Genomic DNA, 19,169 nt, shown 5'->3' on the forward strand with positions numbered 1-19,169 from the left:
CGACGAGGCCGAAGCCATAAAGTCGATAGGCGCCCAGAGATCGAAAGACCGGCCGACACTGCCACGGCTCCGACGGCGTTTGCCATGGAAGCCGCAGCAGGTCGTCAGGTGGATTACTTGCGCGCTGCGCAGGCGTACATGTTGATTTCCATGCCGACCGGCACTTCAACGATCTTCGGTGTTTTCCAGGCCATTTCCTTCTCCCAAGTATAAGTTGGCGCAAGCGTCGCGCCGCGCGGCAAGCTAGGGCTGGCTGTTCCAGGGCGCAAGCCGGCCGGGTAAGGACCCGACTTCGCTGCTGGACATGCCGAAACGGACGACGGCTCGCTGACGTCCGTCCGGCTTCGATACGGCTGGGAAACCCCGACACTGTTCTGTCAGGCATTTTCCGGCTGCCGGACGGCGACGCACCGATAAGCAGACCCGATCGCGCCTGCGGCGTCTTGCCCAAGAGCGAAATCGCAACTTTTTTTGTTGTGCGCCGAATCCAGCGTCACTGACCGGAATCCGCCCAGCGAGATGCGCAAGCACGGGCCTATTTGAGCAGGCGCAGCAGCGCCCGGCCGGCGCGCGACTGCAACTCCTTCGCATCCAGCGTTCCGTCATTGTCGGGATCGGCGGCCTTGAACCGCTGCTCGACGACCGCGAGATACTCGTCGAGCGTCAGGGTGCCGTCGTGATCCGGATCCGCCATCTTGAGCTCTTTCGCAGTCAGCCGTCCGCGCAATTCACGCACATCGAGCGTGCCGTCGTGATCGGGATCGAGCTTCGCGAACAGGTCGGCGGCAGCCTTCTTGGCTTCGGCAAGGTCGACCGTGCCGTCATTGTCGGGATCGAGCATCTTGAGCGCACTGCGACCGCCCGATGCGGCCAGAGCAGGACCAGACAGCACGGCCATGGTCAAAGTCAAAGCAAGCGATCGGCGCGAAATCATCGTTCATCTCCTTTGAGTGCCGCTCCGGCAAAGATAACGGCTCACCATAGCAGCTTCGACGAAGCTTCCCACAGCCAGTGCAACCCGCGAGACCTGTCGGGTTTCGGGTGGAAAGAAACTTCCTCACGGATCATCTGTGGCGTTCGGATGGCATTGCACCGGAACAAGCGAGGTGACCCATGAGCGACATTTGCAGGACCACGATGGGCTACCTCGTTGCGCTCGCTCTGGCCGCGCCCGCGTCCGCGCAGAACAAGGCCCCTGCCCCATCGACAGAGGGTGTCCGGCAGCGCACGCTCACCGGCAAGGAGCGGCTTGGACGCAAATGGACCGACGAGCAGCGCATCGACAATTGCAATGTGCCGCCGGACAAGCGGGGCACCAAGCCGCGTCCGAGTGCCTGCCCGCATGCGCCGTCGAGCTGATCGAACCATTCGCGCTGCGGCATAGCGGCGGGTCACACATGGCGTTGTGTATTCCACGTGACGGTAAGCTACGGGCGCATCAGCGAAAACCGGACGCTTTCGGCCGGCGTCTTGAGGCTGGCTGGGGTTCGTTCACGTTTTCGTATTGACCCGTTTTGGTTTCAGGGGGATGGTTCCATCGCAACGTCAGGAATAGGCGTGCGCGAAAAGGTTCATTGGGAGGATATGATGAGACGCATTGCGCTGGCCGCAAGCCTCGTGATTCTTGCATCTTATGGTGCAAGCGCTCAGACCAACGAGCAATTGGTCAAGGGTGCGACTGACACGTCGAACGTTCTCAATTATGGAATGGGCTACAATCTTCAGCGCTTCTCGACGCTGAACCAGATCAACAAGGACACGGTCAAGAATCTGGTCCCGGTCTGGAATTACAGCTTGAACGACGACCGCAGCGAGGAATCGCAGCCGCTCGTCTACCAGGGCGTCCTCTACGTCACTACGCACAACGCCACGATCGCGATCGACGCCAAGACCGGCAAGCAGATCTGGAAGACCAAGGTCGAGTATCCTGCCGAGACGCCGCGCATCGTCTGCTGCGGTATCATCAATCGCGGCGCGGCCCTGTATGACGGCAAATTGTTCCGCACCACCCTCGACGCCAATGTGATCGCGCTCGATGCCAAGACCGGCAAGGAGCTGTGGCGCGAGAAGGCTGCGGACATCAAGGAAGGCTACTCGATGACGGTGGCGCCGCTGGTCGCCGACGGCGTCGTGATCACCGGCATCTCCGGCGCCGAATTCGGCACCCGCGGCTTCATCGACGGCTGGGATCCGGCGACCGGCAAGAAGCTCTGGCGTACCTACACAATCCCGACTCCGGACGAGCCCGGCGGCGATACCTGGAAGGGCGACACCTGGAAGCTGGGCGGCGGATCGACCTGGATCACCGGCTCCTACGATGCCGAACTGAACACCGTGTATTGGGGCATCGGCAATCCCGGACCGTTCAACTCGGCGGTGCGGCCCGGCGACAACCTCTACACCTGCTCGGTGCTGGCGCTCGATCCGAAGACCGGCAAGATCAAGTGGCACTACCAGTTCTCGCCGAACAATCCGTTCGACTACGACTCGGTGGCCGAGATGGTGCTCGCCGACATGAATGTCGAGGGCAAGCCGACCAAGGTGCTGATGGATGCCAACCGCAACGGCTTCTTCTACGTGCTCGACCGCACCAACGGGAAGCTGCTCGCGGCCAATCCCTATGTGAACGTCAACTGGGCCACCGGAGTAGACCTGAAGACCGGACGGCCGATCGAGACCGACGTCGCCAAGGATGCGCGTGACGGCAAGAAGGTCACGGTCTACCCGTCGATCCTCGGCGGCAAGAACTGGGAGCCGATGTCGTTCAATCCGCAGACCGGCCTCGCCTACGCCAACACGCTCGCCTTCGGCGGCAAGTACAAGTCCGAACCGGTGACGTTCAAGCAGGGCGAATGGTATGTCGGCATGGACCTCACCGATCCCTGGGAATGGGGCACCGGACCGCGCGGCCATCTCAAGGCGATCGATCCGATGACCGGCAAGGCGAAGTGGGAAGCGCCGAGCGACATTCCCCGCTTCTCCGGCGTGCTCTCCACCGCCGGCGGCGTGGTGTTCTCCGGTCAGCTGACCGGCGAATTCGAGGCGTTCGACGCCGATACCGGCAAGAAGCTCTGGCAGTTCCAGACCGGCTCGGGCATCGAAGGACAACCCGTGACCTGGCAGCAGGACGGCGTGCAATATGTCGCCGTCACGTCGGGCTATGGCGGCGTCTATTCGCTGTTCTCGGGCGACGAGCGGCTCGCCAAGGTCCCACCCGGCGGCTCGCTGTGGGTGTTCGCGGTCAAGAACTGAGCGCGGAGCACACGTGACTGAACGAGTAACCCTGTTGACGGCGGCGATCTTCGCCGCCGTCGCGGCAACCTTGATCACGTTGATCCCGGCAGCCGCACAGCAAGCCAGTGCAATCGACCTTCAGGGTCAGGCCGACCAGGGCAAGGCCACCTACGCCAAGAACTGCTCGCATTGCCATGGGCCCAACATGGTCAACTCCGGCACCATCACGCCGGACCTGCGCGCGTTTCCCGACGACAAGACCCGCTTTGTGACCACCGTGAAGCAAGGCAAGAACGGCAAGATGCCGCCGTGGGCCGACATCCTGAGCGAGCAGGAGATCGCCGACGTCTGGGCCTTCCTGTCGAGCCGGAGGAGCCAATGAGAGCCCTGCTGGCGGGCGCCGCGGCAGCCCTGCTTCTCGCCGTCACGGCGGCGCATGCCGCCGACGCGCCGCTCAAAGTATGCCTCGACGAGGATCTGCCGCCGTTGTCGGCGCATCATCGCGGCAAGCCGGATGCCGGCTTCGATGTCGCGCTCGCGCAAGTGATCGCCGAGCGGCTCGGCCGACCGCTCAAGATCCAGTGGTTCGAGAGCAAGCTCGACGAGGATTCGAGCCCCGCGCTGGAGGCCAATGCGCTGCTGTCGGACGGCCGATGCTCGCTGGTCGGCGGCTACGCCCTCACCTTCGACTCGCTGAAGGCGCCGGGCGTTGCGACGGCCAAGCTGCCGGACTTCGACGGCGCCACCCGCGACGATCGCCGCCGGCGGATCCCGATCGGGGTGCTGGCGCCAACCCAGCCCTACATCTATTCGCCGATGACCGTCGTGCTCGGCCCCAAGGCCAAGGAGCGGCTCAAGGACCGCAAGATCATCGATATCGGCGACCTCACCGGCCTTCGCCTGACGATCGAAAGCGGCACGCTGGGCGATGCCATCCTGATGACCTTCGACAAGGGAAAGCTGATCGACGACATCACCCACCTCGTTCCCGGACGCAGCGACCTGTTGGGAGAGCTGGAGCGCGGTGAATTCGACGCCACCCTGCTCGACCTGCGCCGGTTCGACGCCTACCGCGCCGATCATCCCGACACCAGGATCACCGCCTCCGGCTATTACTATCCGATCGGCGCCAATCGCGGTTACGTCGCCCTCGAGACCGACAAGGCTCTGCTGGAGGCCGTCAACAAGGTGCTGTCCGACCTGCAAGCCAAAGGCGCCATCGCCGAGCTTGGCAAGGCCGCAGGCCTCACCTGGCTCGCTCCGCGCGAGCCGATCATCCTCGGCGATGTCTGGCTGAAGATCCTGAACCGATGACGCCGGCGACAGCCCGCTATCGCAGGTAGCTCGCCAGGTTCATGCTCTGGATCTTGGAGATCGCCGAATAGGACGCCGTCAGCTGCGCCTGATAGGTCGAGAGCTGCGCCGTCACCGCCGCGACGTCGACGCTGGTGAGGTTGGTCGACAGGGTCTTGGCGAAATTCTGGTAGTCGCTCTGGTCCGTGCTGGCGGTCTCGATCTGCGATGCAGCGGTCGAGAGCTTTGCCTGCACCGTCGACGTTGCATCCAGCGCAGTGCTGGCGAGGTTGAGCGCCTGCGAGATATCGCTCGACGACAGCGTCGTGCTGTTGCCGACGTATTTCAACAGCCGCATGACCTGCTCGAAGGCCGGATTGTCGGCGGTGACACCGTAGGAAACCGACTGGCTGTCCGAAACGCGCACCGACGCGATCTCGCTGTCGCCCTTGTAGTAGCTGGTGTCCGATGTCGTCAACGAGCCCGTGCCGGCGTCATAGCTCGACAGATCAACGGGCGCGGTGTCGGTGCGGGCGCCGCTGAAGACATACTCGCCGTCATACTGGGTGTTGAGCAGCCCCTGCATCTGCGAGATCGCCTGCTGGGCATAGTTGATCACCGACGCCGTCGCCGTGCTGCTGCCGGTCGTGGCGGCGCTGAGCTGGGTCCGAAGCTGCGTGATGATATCGGTCACCGAGCCGACCGCCGAATACATCGCCTGCACCTTGTTGTCGGCAAGATTGCTGGCATCGATGTAGGATTGGGCCCGCGTTACCGAGACCTGCAGATTGATCACGCGCCCGGCGCCGGAACCGTAGCCGCCGAAATCCTCGGATTGCAACCCGGAGGACTCCTGCACCTGCTCATTGGCCATCACCGACTGCACGCGCAGCGCGCCTGATATCATCTGCTCCGATTGCGCGAAGGTGGCAACACGCATCATCATGACAACGCCCTCACACTCAGGCTGTGCCCATCGCGGTCATCAGCGCCGAGAACATGGAATTGATGGTCGTAATGATCTGGGATGCGGCAGCGTATTTGTTCTGCAACGCACTCAGATTCGCGCTTTCCTGGTCGATGTTGACGCCCGACTGCGACGACAGCGAACTCGCATAGGTCGACTGCGCGGTTTGCCTGGACGTGTAGGTCGCCGATGCCTGGCTCGCCTTGCCGGCCACATTGGCAACGATCGCTGCCGCATAGTCGGTGAACGAGCCGGTGGTGGCGCCGAGCCCTCCCGCCATGGCAAAGTTGGTCGACCCCGTCAGCGCGCTCGAGAGCGCATTCACCACCGTGGCCGAGCCCGACGACAGCACCGAGTTTCCGACCGTGAGCGTAGATGACGCATCGAGCGTCGCTGTCGGCAGCGCCGCGGTACCGCTGAGAATGTCGCTGCGCACCCCGATGTTGGAAGCGCTGGTCCCCGTGATGAGGTCGTTGAGCCCGAAATACTGGGAAAATCCCTCGCCGCCGACCGAACTCGTCATCTGGTTGATGGCGATGCCATTGCCCGATCCGGTCGCCGAGATCGACAAATGTCCGTTGGCATCGACCGATGCCGATACGCCCGGGATGGTGTTGATCTTGGCGGCAAGAGCCCCCACCGTGGAATACGCCGATAGGTCGATATCCTGATATGATACGAGATTGCCGCTCTTGTCGGCAACTGCGATACGTACCGTGCCGGTGCCCGCGAACGATGTCGAATTGCTGACAGTCGCCGTACCGGTCAGGCTTGTCGGCGGCGGCACCGATGAGCCCTGGTTCGATACCGCATTCACGCTCGAGGCCAGCTGCTGGGCAAGCTCGTCAAGCTGCGACTGCGCGGCCGGCAAGGTCTGGTCGCGCAGGGTAATCAGGGCGCTGACCTTGCCGGAGGAGATCTGCGAGGTGATGTCGACCCCGTTGACGGTGATGCCGCTGAAGCCGCTCGTCGCCGATCCCGCGGTATACGTCGTCGACGCCGTGACGCTCTGCGCCGCCGTATAGCTCAGCGGGTGCGCCGTACTGTCGACCAGCGCCTGCCCGGAACCGGTATAGACCTGCAGATCGCCGCTCGACGTGGTGAAATAGCTCACATTCATCTGCGACGCGAGGTCCTGTAGCGCGCTGTTGCGCTGATCCTCGAGATCGGCGGTCGACTGGCCGGCAGCGGCTTCCTGCTTGATCTGCTTGTTGAGGTCGGAGATCTGCTGCAGGTCGGAGTTGACGTCGGTGACCGCCGAAGCGATATCCTGGTCGGCGTTGGAGCGCAGCTTCTGGATGCCGCTCGAGGTCTGCTGCAGCTGATTGGTGACCGCAGCGAGCGCACTGACGGCGTTCGATTGCAGCGAAGCGCTGCTTGGCGTGCTGGCGAGCGAGGACAGCGCCGACTCGAATGCCGCGATCGTATTGGCAAGCGATGTACCCGTCGTGGAGCTGTCGCCGCTCGAGGTGCTGCCGTAGAGCTGCTGGAGCTCGGTCAGATAGTTGTTGTTGGTGTCGGCGGCGCCGAGATCGGAATCGGCTCCGACCAGCGACTTCAGGAGCAGCTTGTCGACCGCGCTGGTAATCCCCGAGATCGTGACGCCGGTGCCGACACCGCTGGTGACGCTGCTGCTCTGGTTGGCGGTCTTCTCGGTATAGCCCTTGGTGTCGGCATTGGAGATATTGGCCGAGGCTACGCTGATCTGCACCTGCGTGGCAGACAGGCCGCTGAATGCGATGCTTCGTGCGATATCGAGCGACGACACGGCCAGCTCCCTCCGGCGACGGCCCGATCAGGCTCGCACGTTGGTTCCATAGGACATCGCGGATGTGACGCGACGGCCGCCGGCCCCATAAGGCGATACGTTGGCGATCTGCTCGCGGATCGCCTGCATGATCGCCTCGATCCGGCGGTTGCTGGCATCGATCGCCGCACGCAGCCGCATCACGTTCTCGTCCATCGCGACCCGGAGCTTCAGGATCCGGTCCATCAGCTGCTCGCGCAGCACGCGATCCTGGACGTTGAGGTTGGCGGCCTTGCCGACGGCCTCCGCCACGCACTGCTCGAACAGCATGGCGAGGCGGTTCTTCTCGTCGACCTGCTTCAGCCGCGAGGCTGGCAGGCCCTTGGCGAGCTCGACGTTCTCTTCGTTCACGATCTCGATCAGATTGTCGATCAGCGCGATCAACGACCTGGCGCGCTCGTCATTGCCCGCGGGATTGATCTTGATGTTGCGTTCCGGTGTCATGTCATCGCTCCCGTTCAAGCTAGTGTCCGCGACGCAGGGCGCGAACCGATTGTGCGCTGCGCCCATACGCGGTGATTGCCGTTACCCGGACCGAGGCCCGGTTGAGTTCCTGGTCGATCCGCGCGCATTCGCGCATCAGCAGGTCACGCAATGCTCCGACGTCGTCGAGCAACGCGGTGAGTTGCGCCCGATCGTTCGGCTGAACCGAGGTAGCCCTCGCCTTCAGCCGCTGAAGCCTGACCAGCAGGCGGTCATTCTTCTTTTCGGTCATCATCGCGACACCGCCGAAATCAGCGTATCGAACATCTTGTTGACGGTGGTGATCACCTGTGACGCCGCTGAGTAAGCCTGCTGCGCCGAGATCATGTTGGAGAACTGGCCGCTGGTGTCGGTGGTGCTCGATTCCAGCTCGCTGCCGTAGATCGTGCCGGCGCCGTTGGCCCCCGAGGTCTGCAGCGTGGCGTTGCCGGAGGCTGCCGTCGCGGAGTACAGGCCGTCGCTGGCCGCGCTCAATCCGTTGGGGTCGCTGAAAGTCGCGACCGCGATCTTGTAGATCGCGATCGTCTGCCCGTTGGAGTAGGTCGCATCGACCACACCACCCTTGCCGATCGCGATGCTGCTCAGCTTGCCGTAAGGCAGGCCGTCCGACGTGATGCTGGTGAGGTCGACGGAGGGCGTGGTCTGCCCCGACGAATATTGCGTCAGGCCGTCGGTCTTGCCGGCCGTACCGAGATTGAGCGTGATGGCCGTACCGTTGGCGGTAGAGCTGTCGGCCGCACCGTCCTTCCAGCCCGTCACCGAGATGGTCGGCGGACTCGGCACCGTCGAGGCGAGCGAGCCGTCGGGATTGAAGGTGATCGCCACCGTATCGGTGATCGCGTTGGCGCTGGCCGTGCTGGAGTCCGACGCAAGCTTCGGCTGCTCGAAGCTGGCCTGCCACGCATTGTCGGCGGTCTTTTTCCAATCGATCTGGATCGTGCTCGCCGTACCAAGCGAGTCGTAGACCGTCATCGAGCTGTTGAACGTCGCGCCGATGGCTGCATCGGCCGGCAGGTTCGCCGCGACGGTGGTCTTGGTGGTGGCACTGCCGCTGGTGGAGGCGACCTGCGTGTTGATCGGACCAAGACTTGCGGCCGACGCATTGCCGAGGATGTTTCCTTGCGCGTCGGTGCGCCAGCCCTCGAGGTAATTGCCGTTGTTGACGAGATAGCCTGCGTTGTCGGTGGTGAATGCACCGTTGCGCGTATAGGAGGTGGTGCCGCCGGTCGTCGCATTGGTGGTGACGAAGAAGCCGCTGCCCTGGATCGCAACGTCGGTGGCGTTGGTGGTCGCGGCCAGCAATCCCTGCTGGCTGATGTTGGCGCGGCCGGACACATTGACGCCGCCGGACGTGTACGAGGTGGCACTGTTCGACGCCGTCACCAGATCTTCGAACATCGCCGACGTGGTCTTGTAGCCCGTGGTATCGGCGTTCGAGATGTTGTCGGAAATCATTGCCAGCGACTGGCTCTGCGAATTGAGCGCCGAGATCGCCGAGGAAAGTGCACCAGTAAGACTCATGATAATACTCCGGAAGCAATCAGGACGTGACGCCGATGATGTTGGCCGCGCTGACGGGGACACCGTTCACGAGCAGCGAAGGTGTCGAGCCGGACGCATCGATCCCGGTCACCGTTCCCGTCATCGTCGTGTAGCTGAGCAGCGAGTTTCCGGCGGAGTCGGTCGCGGTCACCTGGATCGTGTACTGGCCGCCATTGCTGAGCTGGGTGCCGTTCGTGGTCTGGCCGTTCCAGGTGAACGTGTTCGAGCCGGCGGTTCCGGTCCCCTTGCCGCTCCACACCGTGTTGCCCGAGGAGTCCTGGATCGCGATTGCGACGTTGGACGCAGCCGAAGTGAGCGAGTAGCCGAAGGTCGCCGAGCCGTTGGTCAGCTCCGCCGTGTTGGTCTTCGCCTCGACGGTGTGGCCGATATAGTTGACCGAGTTGAGCGTCACGAGGCTCGAGAACGAGCTCGCGAGCGATGTCATGCTGGCGTTGGTCGATTGCTGCTCGGTGAAGTTGGCGTAGGAGGTGAGCTGATTGATGAAGTCGGTGGTGCTGGTGGCGTTCAGCGGATCCTGGTTCTGCAGTTCGCTGACGAGCAGGTTGAGGAAATCGGTCGAGCTCATCCCCATCGACGCGCTGGTTGACGAACTCGACGACGAGCTCGAGGCGGCGGAGGCTGCAGCAGAGGTTGCCGAGGAAACGGTCATGACAAGGCTCTCTTCGTCGCGGGCTAGGCGACGGAACGCGGTGGAACATCGGGATCGTGAAGTCGTTCGCAGATAAAACGGATGACGCGGCGATTTCAGGCGCGGATTCATCCGCGCGGAATCATTTGATTAATCGGCAGAATTTGCCGATCGGCCGCGGCCCGGCGGCACGCAAATATGCCCGCCGCGGCCAAGGCGCGGTGCGCTGCAAATGCAATACGGAGAACTTACAGCGAGAGGCTGATTGGCAGATCCGGCTCGCCGAGCATCAATGCCGGTGGCGCCAGCGCGGGCAGCAGGCAGAGGGCCAGCAGCAGCGCAGGCAGCACCTTGCCTTGCTGAGCGGAATCGCCCTGAGCCTGCGCATCGTTCGGCTGCTCCTCGGATGCGGCCGGCTCCGAGGCCGGCTGTTGGGGCAGTTCCTGCTGGGGCAGTTTCGCCGCCGCGGTCACGATGCGGTCGAGAAGGCCCTTGGGTGCGCGAACCGGCGGCGCCGCGAGCGCCCGGCGGACCGCGCTCGCCTCTTCATAGAGCGTCCGCGCCTCAGCCGAGGATGCGAGCAGCTGGACGGCCGCAAGACGTTGATCATCGGGCCAGCGGGACAGATCCTCCCCCAGCCGGTCGATCAGGTCTTCGAATGTCGCAACGTCCATCCCGCGCGCAGGTCCCGCCTCGTCCCCAAGGCTGTCATAAAGCATTCGCGGGACGGCGGAAATCAATTTCCGCCGCCGTAGCGTCAGGTCCAGCATGGTGCTCACCGAGCGGCCTTTTTCCCCAACAGGACGCCCGCCGGGCGCCCTGCCCCTCCCGGCGAAACGGGGTTCGCCGGCCGATTCGCCCGCTCAGCGGCCGGTGGCTGATTCGAGCGTCTTGTCGAGCGTCTTGGCCTTGGCGGCCTTGCCGGCCGTCGCCTCGACGAACTTCCAGGCGTCGCGGAGTTCGGTCAGGCTGGCAATGATGCGCCGGAAATTCTCCCTGGCGTGCGGCCGGCCGTAGGACCGCAGGCACGCCATGATCAGCGCGTTGTAGGTCCGGAACAGGCGGTCGGCCATCGCGCCGCCACGGGTGACGTCGAGATGGTGGCTCAGTCCCCGCAGGATCGCGGTCGCCCGCGTCAGATAGGTGTGCCCTTCCTCGAAGCGCTTCGCCTCGTGCGCGTCCAGCGCCTTCTGCAGCAACGTGATGGCGCCGTCGCACAGCATCACCACCGCCTTCAGCGGCGGAACCGCCACCGCGGCGGATCGATAGGCATTGTTGGCGAGGTAGGCCGTAGCATTCTGGGTCATTATTTACTCGATGATGCGTTCAGGAGGGCACTCAGGTAGCCCAGCGTGTTGTTCGCGCTTTCGATGGCGGCCTGATAATTGGCGTATTGAAGCTGCAGCTGCGCCTTGAACGTCGCCGCATTGCTCTGGATGTCACTGACCTGGGACTGCAGATCGGTATCGCGCGATTGCAGGTTGGTGATCATGGTCTGTAGCTGACCGCTGGTCCCGGAGTTGGTTTGTGCGAGCTGATAAAGCTGTGCCGCAAGCCCGGACGACGACGTCACGGTGATCGATTGCGAGGTCGATCCGGTGTAGGTGAATGCCATGCCGGCGTAGATCGTGCCCGAATTGCCGATGATGGAGTCGCCGACCACCGAAAAGCCGGAACTGTCGCCGCCGACCGAGGCGCCGGTCAGCGTGCCGGTCGAATCCACTGTCACATCGAGCGTGAACGATTGCGGCGACGTGCCGGTGTTGACGACGTTGAGCTGGCTGGACGAGGCCGTCGTCTGCGCGGACAGCAGCTTGGTCACGCCGGTCAGGTTTTGCGTCAGCACGGTCGATAGCGTACCGGTATCGAGCTGCAGCTCGTTGTTCTCGTTGAACGACAGGCCGAGGTCGGCCATCGTCATGCCGCCGACCGATCCGCTGAGCACCTGCTGAAGCTGGGTCATGATATCGCGCATCGTGCTGTCGCCGAACAGCACCGCGCTCGATGACGCCGTGCCGTCGGAATTCTGCGCCGACTGCGCGATCACCTGGTCGCGAAACGCGTTGTAATTGGTGACGAAGGTCTGCAGCGCCGACGTGATCTGGCTGGTGTCGGTCGAGATGCTGATATTCAGGCTGGTGCCGCTGGGCGTCGGCTGCAGCAGGTCGAACGTGACGCCTGACAGCACGTCGGAAATATCGTTGGTGTTGCGGGTGAGCGCGATGCCGTCGAGGGTGAATTCCGCGGATTGCGCCTTCTGCAACACGTCGGTGAAAGCCCCCGATGTGTCGGTGACGCCGAGCTTGTTCAGAATGTCGTCGCCGGATGTCGACGAATAGGCGATGTTTGCGGCGTCCTGGGTCCCCGTCAGCACCATCTCATAGGACCCGCTCGACACCTGGACGATGGAGGCCTGGACATTGGTGCTCGAGGTCTGGGCGTTGATGGTGTCGACGATGTCCTGCATCGACATGCCGCTGGTGATCGAGATCGCCGTGCTGCTGCCGCCGGCGAGGCCCAGCGAAAACGTTCCGGAGTAACCGAGCGCGGTCGAGCTGCTCGACTGCGAAGTGCCGATCACCTTCTGCGCGGTTGCGAGCTGGGTGATCTCGAGCGTGTGATCGCCGGTCGCCGAGCCGCTGTTGACGCTCATCGACAGCGCCGAGGAGGCACTGACGTCGCCGGTCGAAGAAATCGTCGCCGCACGTGTGGCGAACGCGTTGGTGGCGATCGAGTTGATGATCGACGTGCTGAGCGACGACAAGCCGGTTGCCAGTGTCGACAGCTCGGTCTGCAAGGATTGGTAGGCCGTGACCTTGGCCTGGTTCGCGGTAATTTTGGTGGTGATCGTGGTCGCCGCCGCGAGCTTGGCGTTGACCTCGGCATCGATCAGGGCAGTCCAGTCGATACTTGCCGAATTGGTCGTGCCGGTCGTGGTCACCGTGCTGGCCGAGCTGGCGGAACTCGACGATGTCGTTCCTGATGTGCTCGAGGTGGCGCTGCTAACCGTCATGTCGACACCTCCGCCGTCGTGAGAATCGGGCCGGCAAGATGCCGGCCCGACCTATCGTTCGAATTAGCCGAGCAGCTTGAGCAGGTACTGCGGCATCTGGTTGGCGGCGGTTTCCGCCGACACCGCGGCCTGGGTCTTCACTTCGGCTGACGACAGCGTCGCCTGCTCGGACGCGATATCGACGTCCTTGATCGCCGAGTTGGCGGACTGCAGGTTCTGGGTCTGGGTCGAGATCGAGTCGGCGCTGAAGTTGAAGCGCGATTCCTGGGCACCGATCTCGGCGCGGGCGGACGACACGGTGTCGATCGCGCTGTCGAGGGCCGACATTGCGCTGGTGGCGCTCGACAGGCTGGAGACGTCGAGCGAGGTCACGCCGAGCGAGGATGCCGTCAGGCTGGTCAGGGTGATCGTGATGGTGTCGGCCGAGGTCGAGCCGACCAGCACCGAGACGCCCGAGGAGAACACGCTCGAACCGTCGAGCAGGCTCTGGCTGCTGTAGCGGGTGCCGGAGGCGATCGAATCGATTTCGCCCTTGAGCTGCGTGAATTCCGAGTTGATGTAGGCGCGGCTGGAGTCAGCCACGGTGCCGGAGGCGGACTCGGAGGCCAGCGACTTCATGCGGGCCAGGATGTCCGAGATGTTGGACGCGCCGCCGTCGGCGGTCTGCAGGATCGAGGTCGCCTGCGCCGCGTTGGTGGCAGCCTGCTGCAGCGTCGTGATGTCGGAGGAGATGCGGGTCGAGATCGCGAGGCCGGCCGCGTCGTCGGAAGCGGAAGTGATGCGCGAGCCGCTCGACAGCTTCGAGAGCGCGCTGGTTTCCTGCATCGAGTTGATGTTGAGGTAACGGACCGCGGAGTTGGCGGCTGTGTTGGTGGAAATTGCGGGCATGATTAGCTCCTGTGCTGATGGGGCATGGCATGCCGCATCGTGAGAAAGTGAGGTGACGCGGATCCAGCCCCCGTCCGACCGATCAAACGGGTCGGCCGCTGGTGGTCAGGCGCGAAATCTTCAGAAGCCGAAATTTATGGTTAACAGTCGGTGAACGCACCGCGCAGGTCGCGCTCGTGCCGCTTGAGCATCTCGCGCAGCTGTTGCCGCCCGCGCTTCAACAGCGACTCGACCGCGGCCACGGTCGTATCCATCACCTCGGCGATCTCGCCGTTGCTCATATTCTCGTGGTACGAAAGGATCACCGCGACGCGCTGCTGCTCGGGCAGACGCTGCATCGCAAGCTCCAGAAGATTGCCGATCTCGTTGCGCTCGATGACGGTTGAGGCATCGAGCTGCGTGTCGGCTACCTCGGGCACGACATCGACATTCTCGGTGCGCGGCTTGCGGCGCAGATCGATGCAACGGTTGCTGACGACGCGATAGAGCCAGGTCGAGAACTTGGCGCGGCCATGCTGCCAGCGGCCGCGATGCGTCCAGACCTTCAGCATGGTGTCCTGCACCACGTCCTCGGCATCTGCGGCGTTGCCGACGATACGCAACGCGATCGCATAGGCGCGATCGACATGGCGTTCGACGAGGGCGCGAAACGCCACCTCGTCGCCGGCGGCGAGGCGGTCGAGCATCTCCTTGTCCTCGTCCTGGATCTCGACGGTGTCGAGCGGGCCTGCATCGGCAACCGTGGGGACGTCGCTCCAGGCAGCAGTCGCTTCGGCCGGCGCAGCCGTGGCCGCCGTGGCTTCCACTTCGACCGCTGCCATCACATCAAGCGCGTAACTCATCCGCCGCTCTCCAACCAACGCCGCAAGCACACATCGCATGCGGCTTCTGAGCGTTGAACGGAGAGGTCAGACAAACCAGGCGAACTTTTTTCGTTATTTTTCAAATGCTTAGCCGGATTTTTTTGCCGACCGCCCGGCAAAAGCTGCCGCCGCGCGAAGGCGCGGGCCGCAATTCTACGGAGTCTGGAGCAGTCGTTCAGCATCGCCTCGCATGCCCGCGGAAAATTTCGTCGCGCCGGAAAACGCTGTTGTCACATCAACTAACGCCACGCGAACACATGCATGCGCGGAGCATGCGAATGATCCATCGCCGTTGGTCGCCATCTTGCATTCGACGATTGCGACTAGGCAATTTTTTCCGAATCACCATTTCGACGTTATCGGATTTTTTGAATCTGTCAGTCGCGAAGCACGCGTTTTCGAATCCCGCATCAACTTTTTTGAATCATCGCGCCTGATTTGTCTCACGCAGGCGTTCAACGCATGAGGACTGGCGGGAATTTTGCGCATGACGATCATGACGGTCGACGCAACGCGTCGAGCGCAGAATGTTTCTGCATGTTCGTTCGATGTTTTCGATACATTTCTGTTGCGTGCCTGCGCGACGCCGGATGGCGTATTTGAAAGGGTTTTTCAGCTTTCTCGCATTGCTGAAAAATTTCCGAATATGTCCGTCAGTTTCGTTCAGCATCGAATCCAGGCGGAGGCGCGCGCGCGCAAGCTGGCGCAAGAGCGCAACGGCTCCACTGAAGTGCGCATCGCCGACATCTACAAGTTCTTTCCGTTCAGGCTGTTCGGCTTGACCCGCGATGCATTGGGCAATCTCGCGCAGATCGAATTCGAAGCCGAGCTCGAGCTGTGCCGCGCCAATCCGGAAATGCTCGAGCAATATCTGGACATGAAGCGCGGCGGCTTTCGCGTCGGCTTCATTTCCGACACCTACTGGAACAGCGACCAGCTCGCGCAGCTGCTGCGCGCCTGCAGCCCGGGACTGAGCTGGGATTTCCTCTACGCATCCTGCGATCACGGCTCCGGCAAGAGCGAAGCGCTGTTCGAAACCTATCTCGCCGAGCAAGGCATCGATGCGGCGAGCTCGTTCCATGTCGGCGACAATCACAACGCCGATGTCAAGGGCGCCCGCCGTCACGGCATCCGACCGCGCTACTATCCGCAGGCCAGCGCGCCGCTGGCGTCGAAGTTTCAGCGCGAGACATCGATCTTCGAACTGCTGTGTCCCGACCAACCGTCGCGGCTCGATTGCGGCGCACGCACGCTGCGGCGCGCGGTGACGGCGCGCAGTGCTGAGCACTCTCCCGCTTTCAACCTCGGCGTGACCGTGCTCGGCCCGGTGATGGCGGCGTTCGACGCCTTCATCGAAGCCCGGCGCGCGGTGCTGGCGCGCGATGGCGCGCGCGTCGCGATCGGATTCCTCGGCCGCGATGGTCTGCTGCCGTATCGCATCTGGCAGGCCAGCCATGGCGAGACCGGCGCCTATGTCGAGATCAATCGTCGCGTCAGCCTGGTAGGGTCCGCTGATACGCTCGAACCTCTCAGCGAGCTACTGAGCCGGGTCGTCAAGATCGACGCGGCGACCTTTTGTCGATATCGTCAAGGTGCAGCCGCCGGCGGTGATGAAGTTCTTCGCGCAGTACCCTGACGGCATTGCGAGCGGCCGCGAACTCGCCGACGCCCTGCCCGATCTGATGGATCCGCGCGAGATCACCGACATCGCTGCCGGCGTCCGCGCGCGCCTGCTGGCTTATCTTCGGGCGAAGATCGCGGATTTCGACGGCTGCACCGACCTCATCCTCGTCGATCTCGGCTATTCCGCCAGCGTGCAGAAGTCGCTGCGGCGCATCTTCGATCGCGAGGGCATTCGCATCCGCCTGCATGGCGCCTATCTGCTGACGCTTGACGATGCCTTCGATGACATCGCCGATGACGACACCGCGGAGGGCCTGATCTCGGATCGCATCGTCACGCCGCACGTCAAGCGCATGTTGATCCGCAATGTCGCCTTGCTGGAGCAACTGTGCTGTTCCGATGAAGGATCGGCGCGCGACTATCGGGGCGGCGAGGTGCTGCGCGAGGGCGATCAGCGCCCGGCCGCTCAGCTGGCGCTGGCGAACGAGGTGCAATCCGGAACGCTGGCCTATGCGTCGCGCGCCCGCGAGCTGGCGCCCCACTATGCACTGCAGCCCGACGCCGATCCCGTCGTTGCGGCACGCTGGGCCGCCGCCGTGCTCGGACGCCTCCTGCTGCTGCCCGACGATGATGAACTCGTGCTGCTCGGCGGCATCAAGCATGACGTCAACCTCGGCACCCAGGCACTGGCGCCGCTGCTCGACGCCGGCTTCATCGATGATTGCATCGTCGCCCGCGGCCTCTCGGCCGCCTGCACGGCGCCGGCGCCGCCGATGTGGCTGGCCGGCAGCTTTGCCGCGTTGTCTCCGTCGCACGCCTACCTCTACACATTGTTCGGCGCCAATCGCCTGCCCGCGAATGTGTTCGGCGAGGCGCAATGCGGGACGCTGCAAGTCGGCCTGTTCGGGCCGGACGGCCAGGCGTCGCTGGAAGCCGTCAGCGTCTATCACACCGGGCTCGGCGACCTCCGCCTGCGGATTCCATTGTCGCGCCGCATGGCGGTTGCGACCATCGCGCTGCCGCTGGCGAAGCTCAGCCGCGCCGGGATGCTCCACGGCATCACGGTCCAGTACGGCGAGAGCGCCGCGAAGGCGGCGGAGAGTTCGAACGTGAAGGCGATCGCCGAGGGACGGCTGATCGATGCCGGCCTGGAGCGGAACGGCCGCCAGTTCCGTGCCGCCACCGGGGACGGCATGCTGCTGATCCCGGTCGACGGTTTCGAGGACGATGTTGCGATCTACACCGTCGCGCTGACCGCCTTCGACCATGACCGCATCCTGGCGGTCGAGGACCGCGACGGTAACCGGGCCCCCTCGGCCACGCTGACCTGGCGCAACGCTAGCGGTGCGCAGGCATCCAACGGCCACTGATTTGTCCGCCTGATCTGGCCGCCCCGCTCGTAGAAGGTTAACGAGGGGTAGTGCGGGCATGATTTCGGCTGACACGGTGCAAGCGGACGGCTTGCAGGCGAATTTCGACCAATTACTGGCGACCAACAACATCCGGATGAGCGCTGCGCAGCGCCGGAGGCTCGCGTGGCTGTGCGAACGGCTCGGACCTGCGACCGTCCACCAGGCCGGTTCGGTGCCGGCGCGGGACCATGGCGTCGTCATCCTCGTCGAGCCGCCGAGCGGCCCCGCCGCTGAAATGCTCTATCGGTCGCTTCGCGCCGATTGTGCGGTCGTGATCCCGTTCGGCGAAAATCCCGCGTTCGATTTCCTGAAGTCCAAGCTGACCGACTTCGGAACCATCGGGCCGAGCTTCGATGGCCCGCACGAGATGTGGTGGGGCGGCCTCAACTGGCGGCCGATCGCGCCCGCCGAAGGCTCCCGATCCGACGCAGCGCTGCGCGTGGTCTCCTGCTATCCCCGCGCCTGCGGCGAGGATCATGCCCACGTGCTCCGGGAGAAGCTCGCCGAATTCGAGATCGCCTGCGACGTCGTACCGATCGATACCGCTGACGACGAGCGCATGCGCGCATCCGAGAAATCCGCCTTCATGCTGCGGATGTGGCAGGAGCATCGCGAGCCGCTGCTCTTCATCGAGGCCGATGCAACGCTCAGCGAGCCGCCACTGCTGCCGTCGTCCCTCGCATGCGACATCGCGCTCCACAAGTGGAACCGGTGGGAGATGTCGGCCCGCACGTTATACCTCGGCCGCACCCCGGCCGCCGAAGCGCTGCTGCGCAACTGGCATCACATCGCGACCGCCTATCCCGCGGTCTGGGAGGGCTACCTGCTCGACCAGGCCTGGAGCCTGACGTCTTCGCAGATGGCGCTCGACACCGCCTGGCTGCCGCGCTCATACCATGCGCCTGCCGAAGATGCCGGTACGCCCCGCCACACCACGGTCGTCCACAATCTGCCGACCGACAACAGCGACCTCGGCCCCGATGCCGAATTCGGCATCACGATGCGGGCGGCGCGGCGCGCCAGCCGCAGCGGCGGCCGCGACGCCATGATCGTGATCAAGTCGCCGGCAGCCTCGAACGACGCGATCACCGTGATCATGCGCGACATCGCGACCAGCGACGCGCGCGAGATGGCGGCCAGCATCGAGGCGGTCACCGGCGCGTTCGCCGCCGATTGCGGCGGGTTCGGCCGGCTCGAGCTCGCGCTCTGCCCCTGGCAGGATGATATCCGCGCGGCGAAATCGGCAGCCGCGAGCACGAACAACCGGATCATCGAGATTGCGCCCTGGCAAGCATTGCCGGCCGATCTGTTCCGCACCGTGGGTCGATCCCGCGATGCCGGCAGCGTCCTCGTCATGGCCGGGCAGCGCGGCTGATCAACGGCATAATCACCAAG

Annotated in this window: 20 protein-coding genes; 7 read left to right on the top strand and 13 right to left on the bottom strand. The window is 63.9% G+C overall.

Going from position 1 to position 19,169, the window contains the following annotated elements; genetic code table 11:
* Positions 1–113: 113 nt before the first annotated feature.
* Both pqqA and lanM read right to left on the bottom strand, forming a co-directional pair.
* The gene (pqqA, locus tag CO675_RS30355; protein ID WP_009031067.1) at positions 114–194 is read right to left on the bottom strand and encodes a pyrroloquinoline quinone precursor peptide PqqA; all 81 of its coding nucleotides are present in this window, start codon (positions 192–194) and stop codon (positions 114–116) included.
* 341 nt (positions 195–535) lie between these two features.
* On the bottom strand, positions 536–934 hold the full coding sequence (gene lanM / locus CO675_RS30360) for a lanmodulin LanM (protein WP_097675455.1): 399 nt from the start codon (positions 932–934) through the stop codon (positions 536–538).
* Between the two features lie 179 nt (positions 935–1,113).
* Between lanM and CO675_RS30365 the strand changes: the two genes are divergently transcribed.
* From CO675_RS30365 to CO675_RS30380, 4 genes are all read left to right on the top strand, one after another.
* The gene (locus tag CO675_RS30365; RefSeq protein ID WP_245452990.1) at positions 1,114–1,359 is read left to right on the top strand and encodes a hypothetical protein; all 246 of its coding nucleotides are present in this window, start codon (positions 1,114–1,116) and stop codon (positions 1,357–1,359) included.
* A 228-nt stretch (positions 1,360–1,587) separates the two neighbouring features.
* Positions 1,588–3,252, top strand: coding sequence for a methanol/ethanol family PQQ-dependent dehydrogenase (locus tag CO675_RS30370; RefSeq protein ID WP_097675552.1), 1,665 nt, complete (start codon positions 1,588–1,590; stop codon positions 3,250–3,252).
* Positions 3,253–3,265: 13 nt separating this feature from the next.
* Complete coding sequence (locus CO675_RS30375) at positions 3,266–3,616, top strand: c-type cytochrome (RefSeq protein ID WP_502693423.1); 351 nt, start codon at positions 3,266–3,268, stop codon at positions 3,614–3,616.
* Positions 3,613–4,548 carry a substrate-binding periplasmic protein gene (locus tag CO675_RS30380; RefSeq protein ID WP_097675457.1) on the top strand — a complete coding sequence of 312 codons (936 nt, stop codon included), beginning with the start codon at positions 3,613–3,615 and terminating at the stop codon, positions 4,546–4,548. Before CO675_RS30375 ends, CO675_RS30380 begins: the two co-directional genes overlap by 4 nt.
* Positions 4,549–4,564: 16 nt before the next feature.
* On the opposite strand, the gene CO675_RS30385 is transcribed toward CO675_RS30380, so the two are convergent.
* The 11 genes from CO675_RS30385 to CO675_RS30435 form a co-directional block, all read right to left on the bottom strand.
* Positions 4,565–5,473: a flagellin gene (locus CO675_RS30385; RefSeq protein WP_097675458.1), complete on the bottom strand. Its 909-nt coding sequence runs from the start codon at positions 5,471–5,473 to the stop codon at positions 4,565–4,567.
* A gap of 16 nt (positions 5,474–5,489) precedes the next feature.
* Positions 5,490–7,262, bottom strand: coding sequence for a flagellar hook-associated protein FlgK (gene flgK / locus CO675_RS30390; protein ID WP_097675459.1), 1,773 nt, complete (start codon positions 7,260–7,262; stop codon positions 5,490–5,492).
* 27 nt (positions 7,263–7,289) lie between these two features.
* Entirely contained in the window at positions 7,290–7,745 is a 456-nt protein-coding gene (locus CO675_RS30395; RefSeq protein ID WP_097675553.1) for a flagellar protein FlgN, read from the bottom strand.
* Positions 7,746–7,764: 19 nt separating this feature from the next.
* A complete protein-coding gene (locus CO675_RS30400; RefSeq protein WP_349644042.1) occupies positions 7,765–8,016 on the bottom strand; it encodes a hypothetical protein in 252 nt (83 codons plus the stop codon).
* Positions 8,016–9,305, bottom strand: a complete 1,290-nt coding sequence (gene flgE / locus CO675_RS30405; RefSeq protein ID WP_097675461.1) for a flagellar hook protein FlgE — start codon at positions 9,303–9,305, stop codon at positions 8,016–8,018. Before flgE ends, CO675_RS30400 begins: the two co-directional genes overlap by 1 nt.
* A gap of 19 nt (positions 9,306–9,324) precedes the next feature.
* A complete protein-coding gene (locus CO675_RS30410; RefSeq protein ID WP_097675462.1) occupies positions 9,325–9,996 on the bottom strand; it encodes a flagellar hook assembly protein FlgD in 672 nt (223 codons plus the stop codon).
* Positions 9,997–10,223: 227 nt separating this feature from the next.
* Positions 10,224–10,745 (bottom strand): hypothetical protein, encoded by a 522-nt coding sequence (locus CO675_RS41900; RefSeq protein WP_349644043.1) that lies wholly within the window; start codon positions 10,743–10,745, stop codon positions 10,224–10,226.
* Positions 10,746–10,838: 93 nt separating this feature from the next.
* Complete coding sequence (locus CO675_RS30420) at positions 10,839–11,282, bottom strand: flagellar export chaperone FliS (protein ID WP_097675463.1); 444 nt, start codon at positions 11,280–11,282, stop codon at positions 10,839–10,841.
* Positions 11,282–12,988 carry a flagellar filament capping protein FliD gene (gene fliD / locus CO675_RS30425; protein WP_097675464.1) on the bottom strand — a complete coding sequence of 569 codons (1,707 nt, stop codon included), beginning with the start codon at positions 12,986–12,988 and terminating at the stop codon, positions 11,282–11,284. The genes CO675_RS30420 and fliD overlap by 1 nt, the downstream gene beginning before the upstream one ends.
* A gap of 63 nt (positions 12,989–13,051) precedes the next feature.
* Complete coding sequence (locus CO675_RS30430) at positions 13,052–13,876, bottom strand: flagellin (protein WP_050405219.1); 825 nt, start codon at positions 13,874–13,876, stop codon at positions 13,052–13,054.
* Between the two features lie 140 nt (positions 13,877–14,016).
* The gene (locus tag CO675_RS30435) at positions 14,017–14,718 is read right to left on the bottom strand and encodes an RNA polymerase sigma factor (RefSeq protein ID WP_097675465.1); all 702 of its coding nucleotides are present in this window, start codon (positions 14,716–14,718) and stop codon (positions 14,017–14,019) included.
* 667 nt (positions 14,719–15,385) lie between these two features.
* Between CO675_RS30435 and CO675_RS41650 the strand changes: the two genes are divergently transcribed.
* From CO675_RS41650 to CO675_RS30445, 3 genes are read left to right on the top strand one after another with little or no spacing between them, the layout of a single operon-like run.
* A complete protein-coding gene (locus CO675_RS41650) occupies positions 15,386–16,375 on the top strand; it encodes a hypothetical protein (RefSeq protein ID WP_245452991.1) in 990 nt (329 codons plus the stop codon).
* A complete protein-coding gene (locus tag CO675_RS41655; RefSeq protein WP_245452992.1) occupies positions 16,332–17,732 on the top strand; it encodes a hypothetical protein in 1,401 nt (466 codons plus the stop codon). Before CO675_RS41650 ends, CO675_RS41655 begins: the two co-directional genes overlap by 44 nt.
* Before the next feature lie 58 nt (positions 17,733–17,790).
* Positions 17,791–19,149, top strand: a complete 1,359-nt coding sequence (locus CO675_RS30445) for a hypothetical protein (RefSeq protein WP_097675466.1) — start codon at positions 17,791–17,793, stop codon at positions 19,147–19,149.
* Positions 19,150–19,169: the final 20 nt, after the last annotated feature.

Source organism: Bradyrhizobium sp. C9, from assembly GCF_002532045.1.
Lineage (GTDB): Bacteria > Pseudomonadota > Alphaproteobacteria > Rhizobiales > Xanthobacteraceae > Bradyrhizobium.

Bases quoted from the DNA above. Each gene is read 5' to 3' on its own strand.
- CO675_RS30380 (WP_097675457.1), top strand. From the start codon at position 3,613: ATGAGAGCCCTGCTGGCGGGCGCCGCGGCAGCCCTGCTTCTCGCCGTC.
- CO675_RS41900 (WP_349644043.1), bottom strand. From the start codon at position 10,745: ATGCTGGACCTGACGCTACGGCGGCGGAAATTGATTTCCGCCGTCCCG.
- CO675_RS30400 (WP_349644042.1), bottom strand. From the start codon at position 8,016: ATGACCGAAAAGAAGAATGACCGCCTGCTGGTCAGGCTTCAGCGGCTG.
- CO675_RS30435 (WP_097675465.1), bottom strand. From the start codon at position 14,718: ATGAGTTACGCGCTTGATGTGATGGCAGCGGTCGAAGTGGAAGCCACG.
- CO675_RS30395 (WP_097675553.1), bottom strand. From the start codon at position 7,745: ATGACACCGGAACGCAACATCAAGATCAATCCCGCGGGCAATGACGAG.
- CO675_RS30430 (WP_050405219.1), bottom strand. From the start codon at position 13,876: ATGCCCGCAATTTCCACCAACACAGCCGCCAACTCCGCGGTCCGTTAC.
- CO675_RS30410 (WP_097675462.1), bottom strand. From the start codon at position 9,996: ATGACCGTTTCCTCGGCAACCTCTGCTGCAGCCTCCGCCGCCTCGAGC.
- CO675_RS30370 (WP_097675552.1), top strand. From the start codon at position 1,588: ATGAGACGCATTGCGCTGGCCGCAAGCCTCGTGATTCTTGCATCTTAT.
- lanM (WP_097675455.1), bottom strand. From the start codon at position 934: ATGATTTCGCGCCGATCGCTTGCTTTGACTTTGACCATGGCCGTGCTG.
- flgE (WP_097675461.1), bottom strand. From the start codon at position 9,305: ATGAGTCTTACTGGTGCACTTTCCTCGGCGATCTCGGCGCTCAATTCG.
- fliD (WP_097675464.1), bottom strand. From the start codon at position 12,988: ATGACGGTTAGCAGCGCCACCTCGAGCACATCAGGAACGACATCGTCG.
- CO675_RS30420 (WP_097675463.1), bottom strand. From the start codon at position 11,282: ATGACCCAGAATGCTACGGCCTACCTCGCCAACAATGCCTATCGATCC.
- pqqA (WP_009031067.1), bottom strand. From the start codon at position 194: ATGGCCTGGAAAACACCGAAGATCGTTGAAGTGCCGGTCGGCATGGAA.
- CO675_RS30385 (WP_097675458.1), bottom strand. From the start codon at position 5,473: ATGATGATGCGTGTTGCCACCTTCGCGCAATCGGAGCAGATGATATCA.
- CO675_RS41650 (WP_245452991.1), top strand. From the start codon at position 15,386: ATGTCCGTCAGTTTCGTTCAGCATCGAATCCAGGCGGAGGCGCGCGCG.
- CO675_RS30365 (WP_245452990.1), top strand. From the start codon at position 1,114: ATGAGCGACATTTGCAGGACCACGATGGGCTACCTCGTTGCGCTCGCT.
- CO675_RS30445 (WP_097675466.1), top strand. From the start codon at position 17,791: ATGATTTCGGCTGACACGGTGCAAGCGGACGGCTTGCAGGCGAATTTC.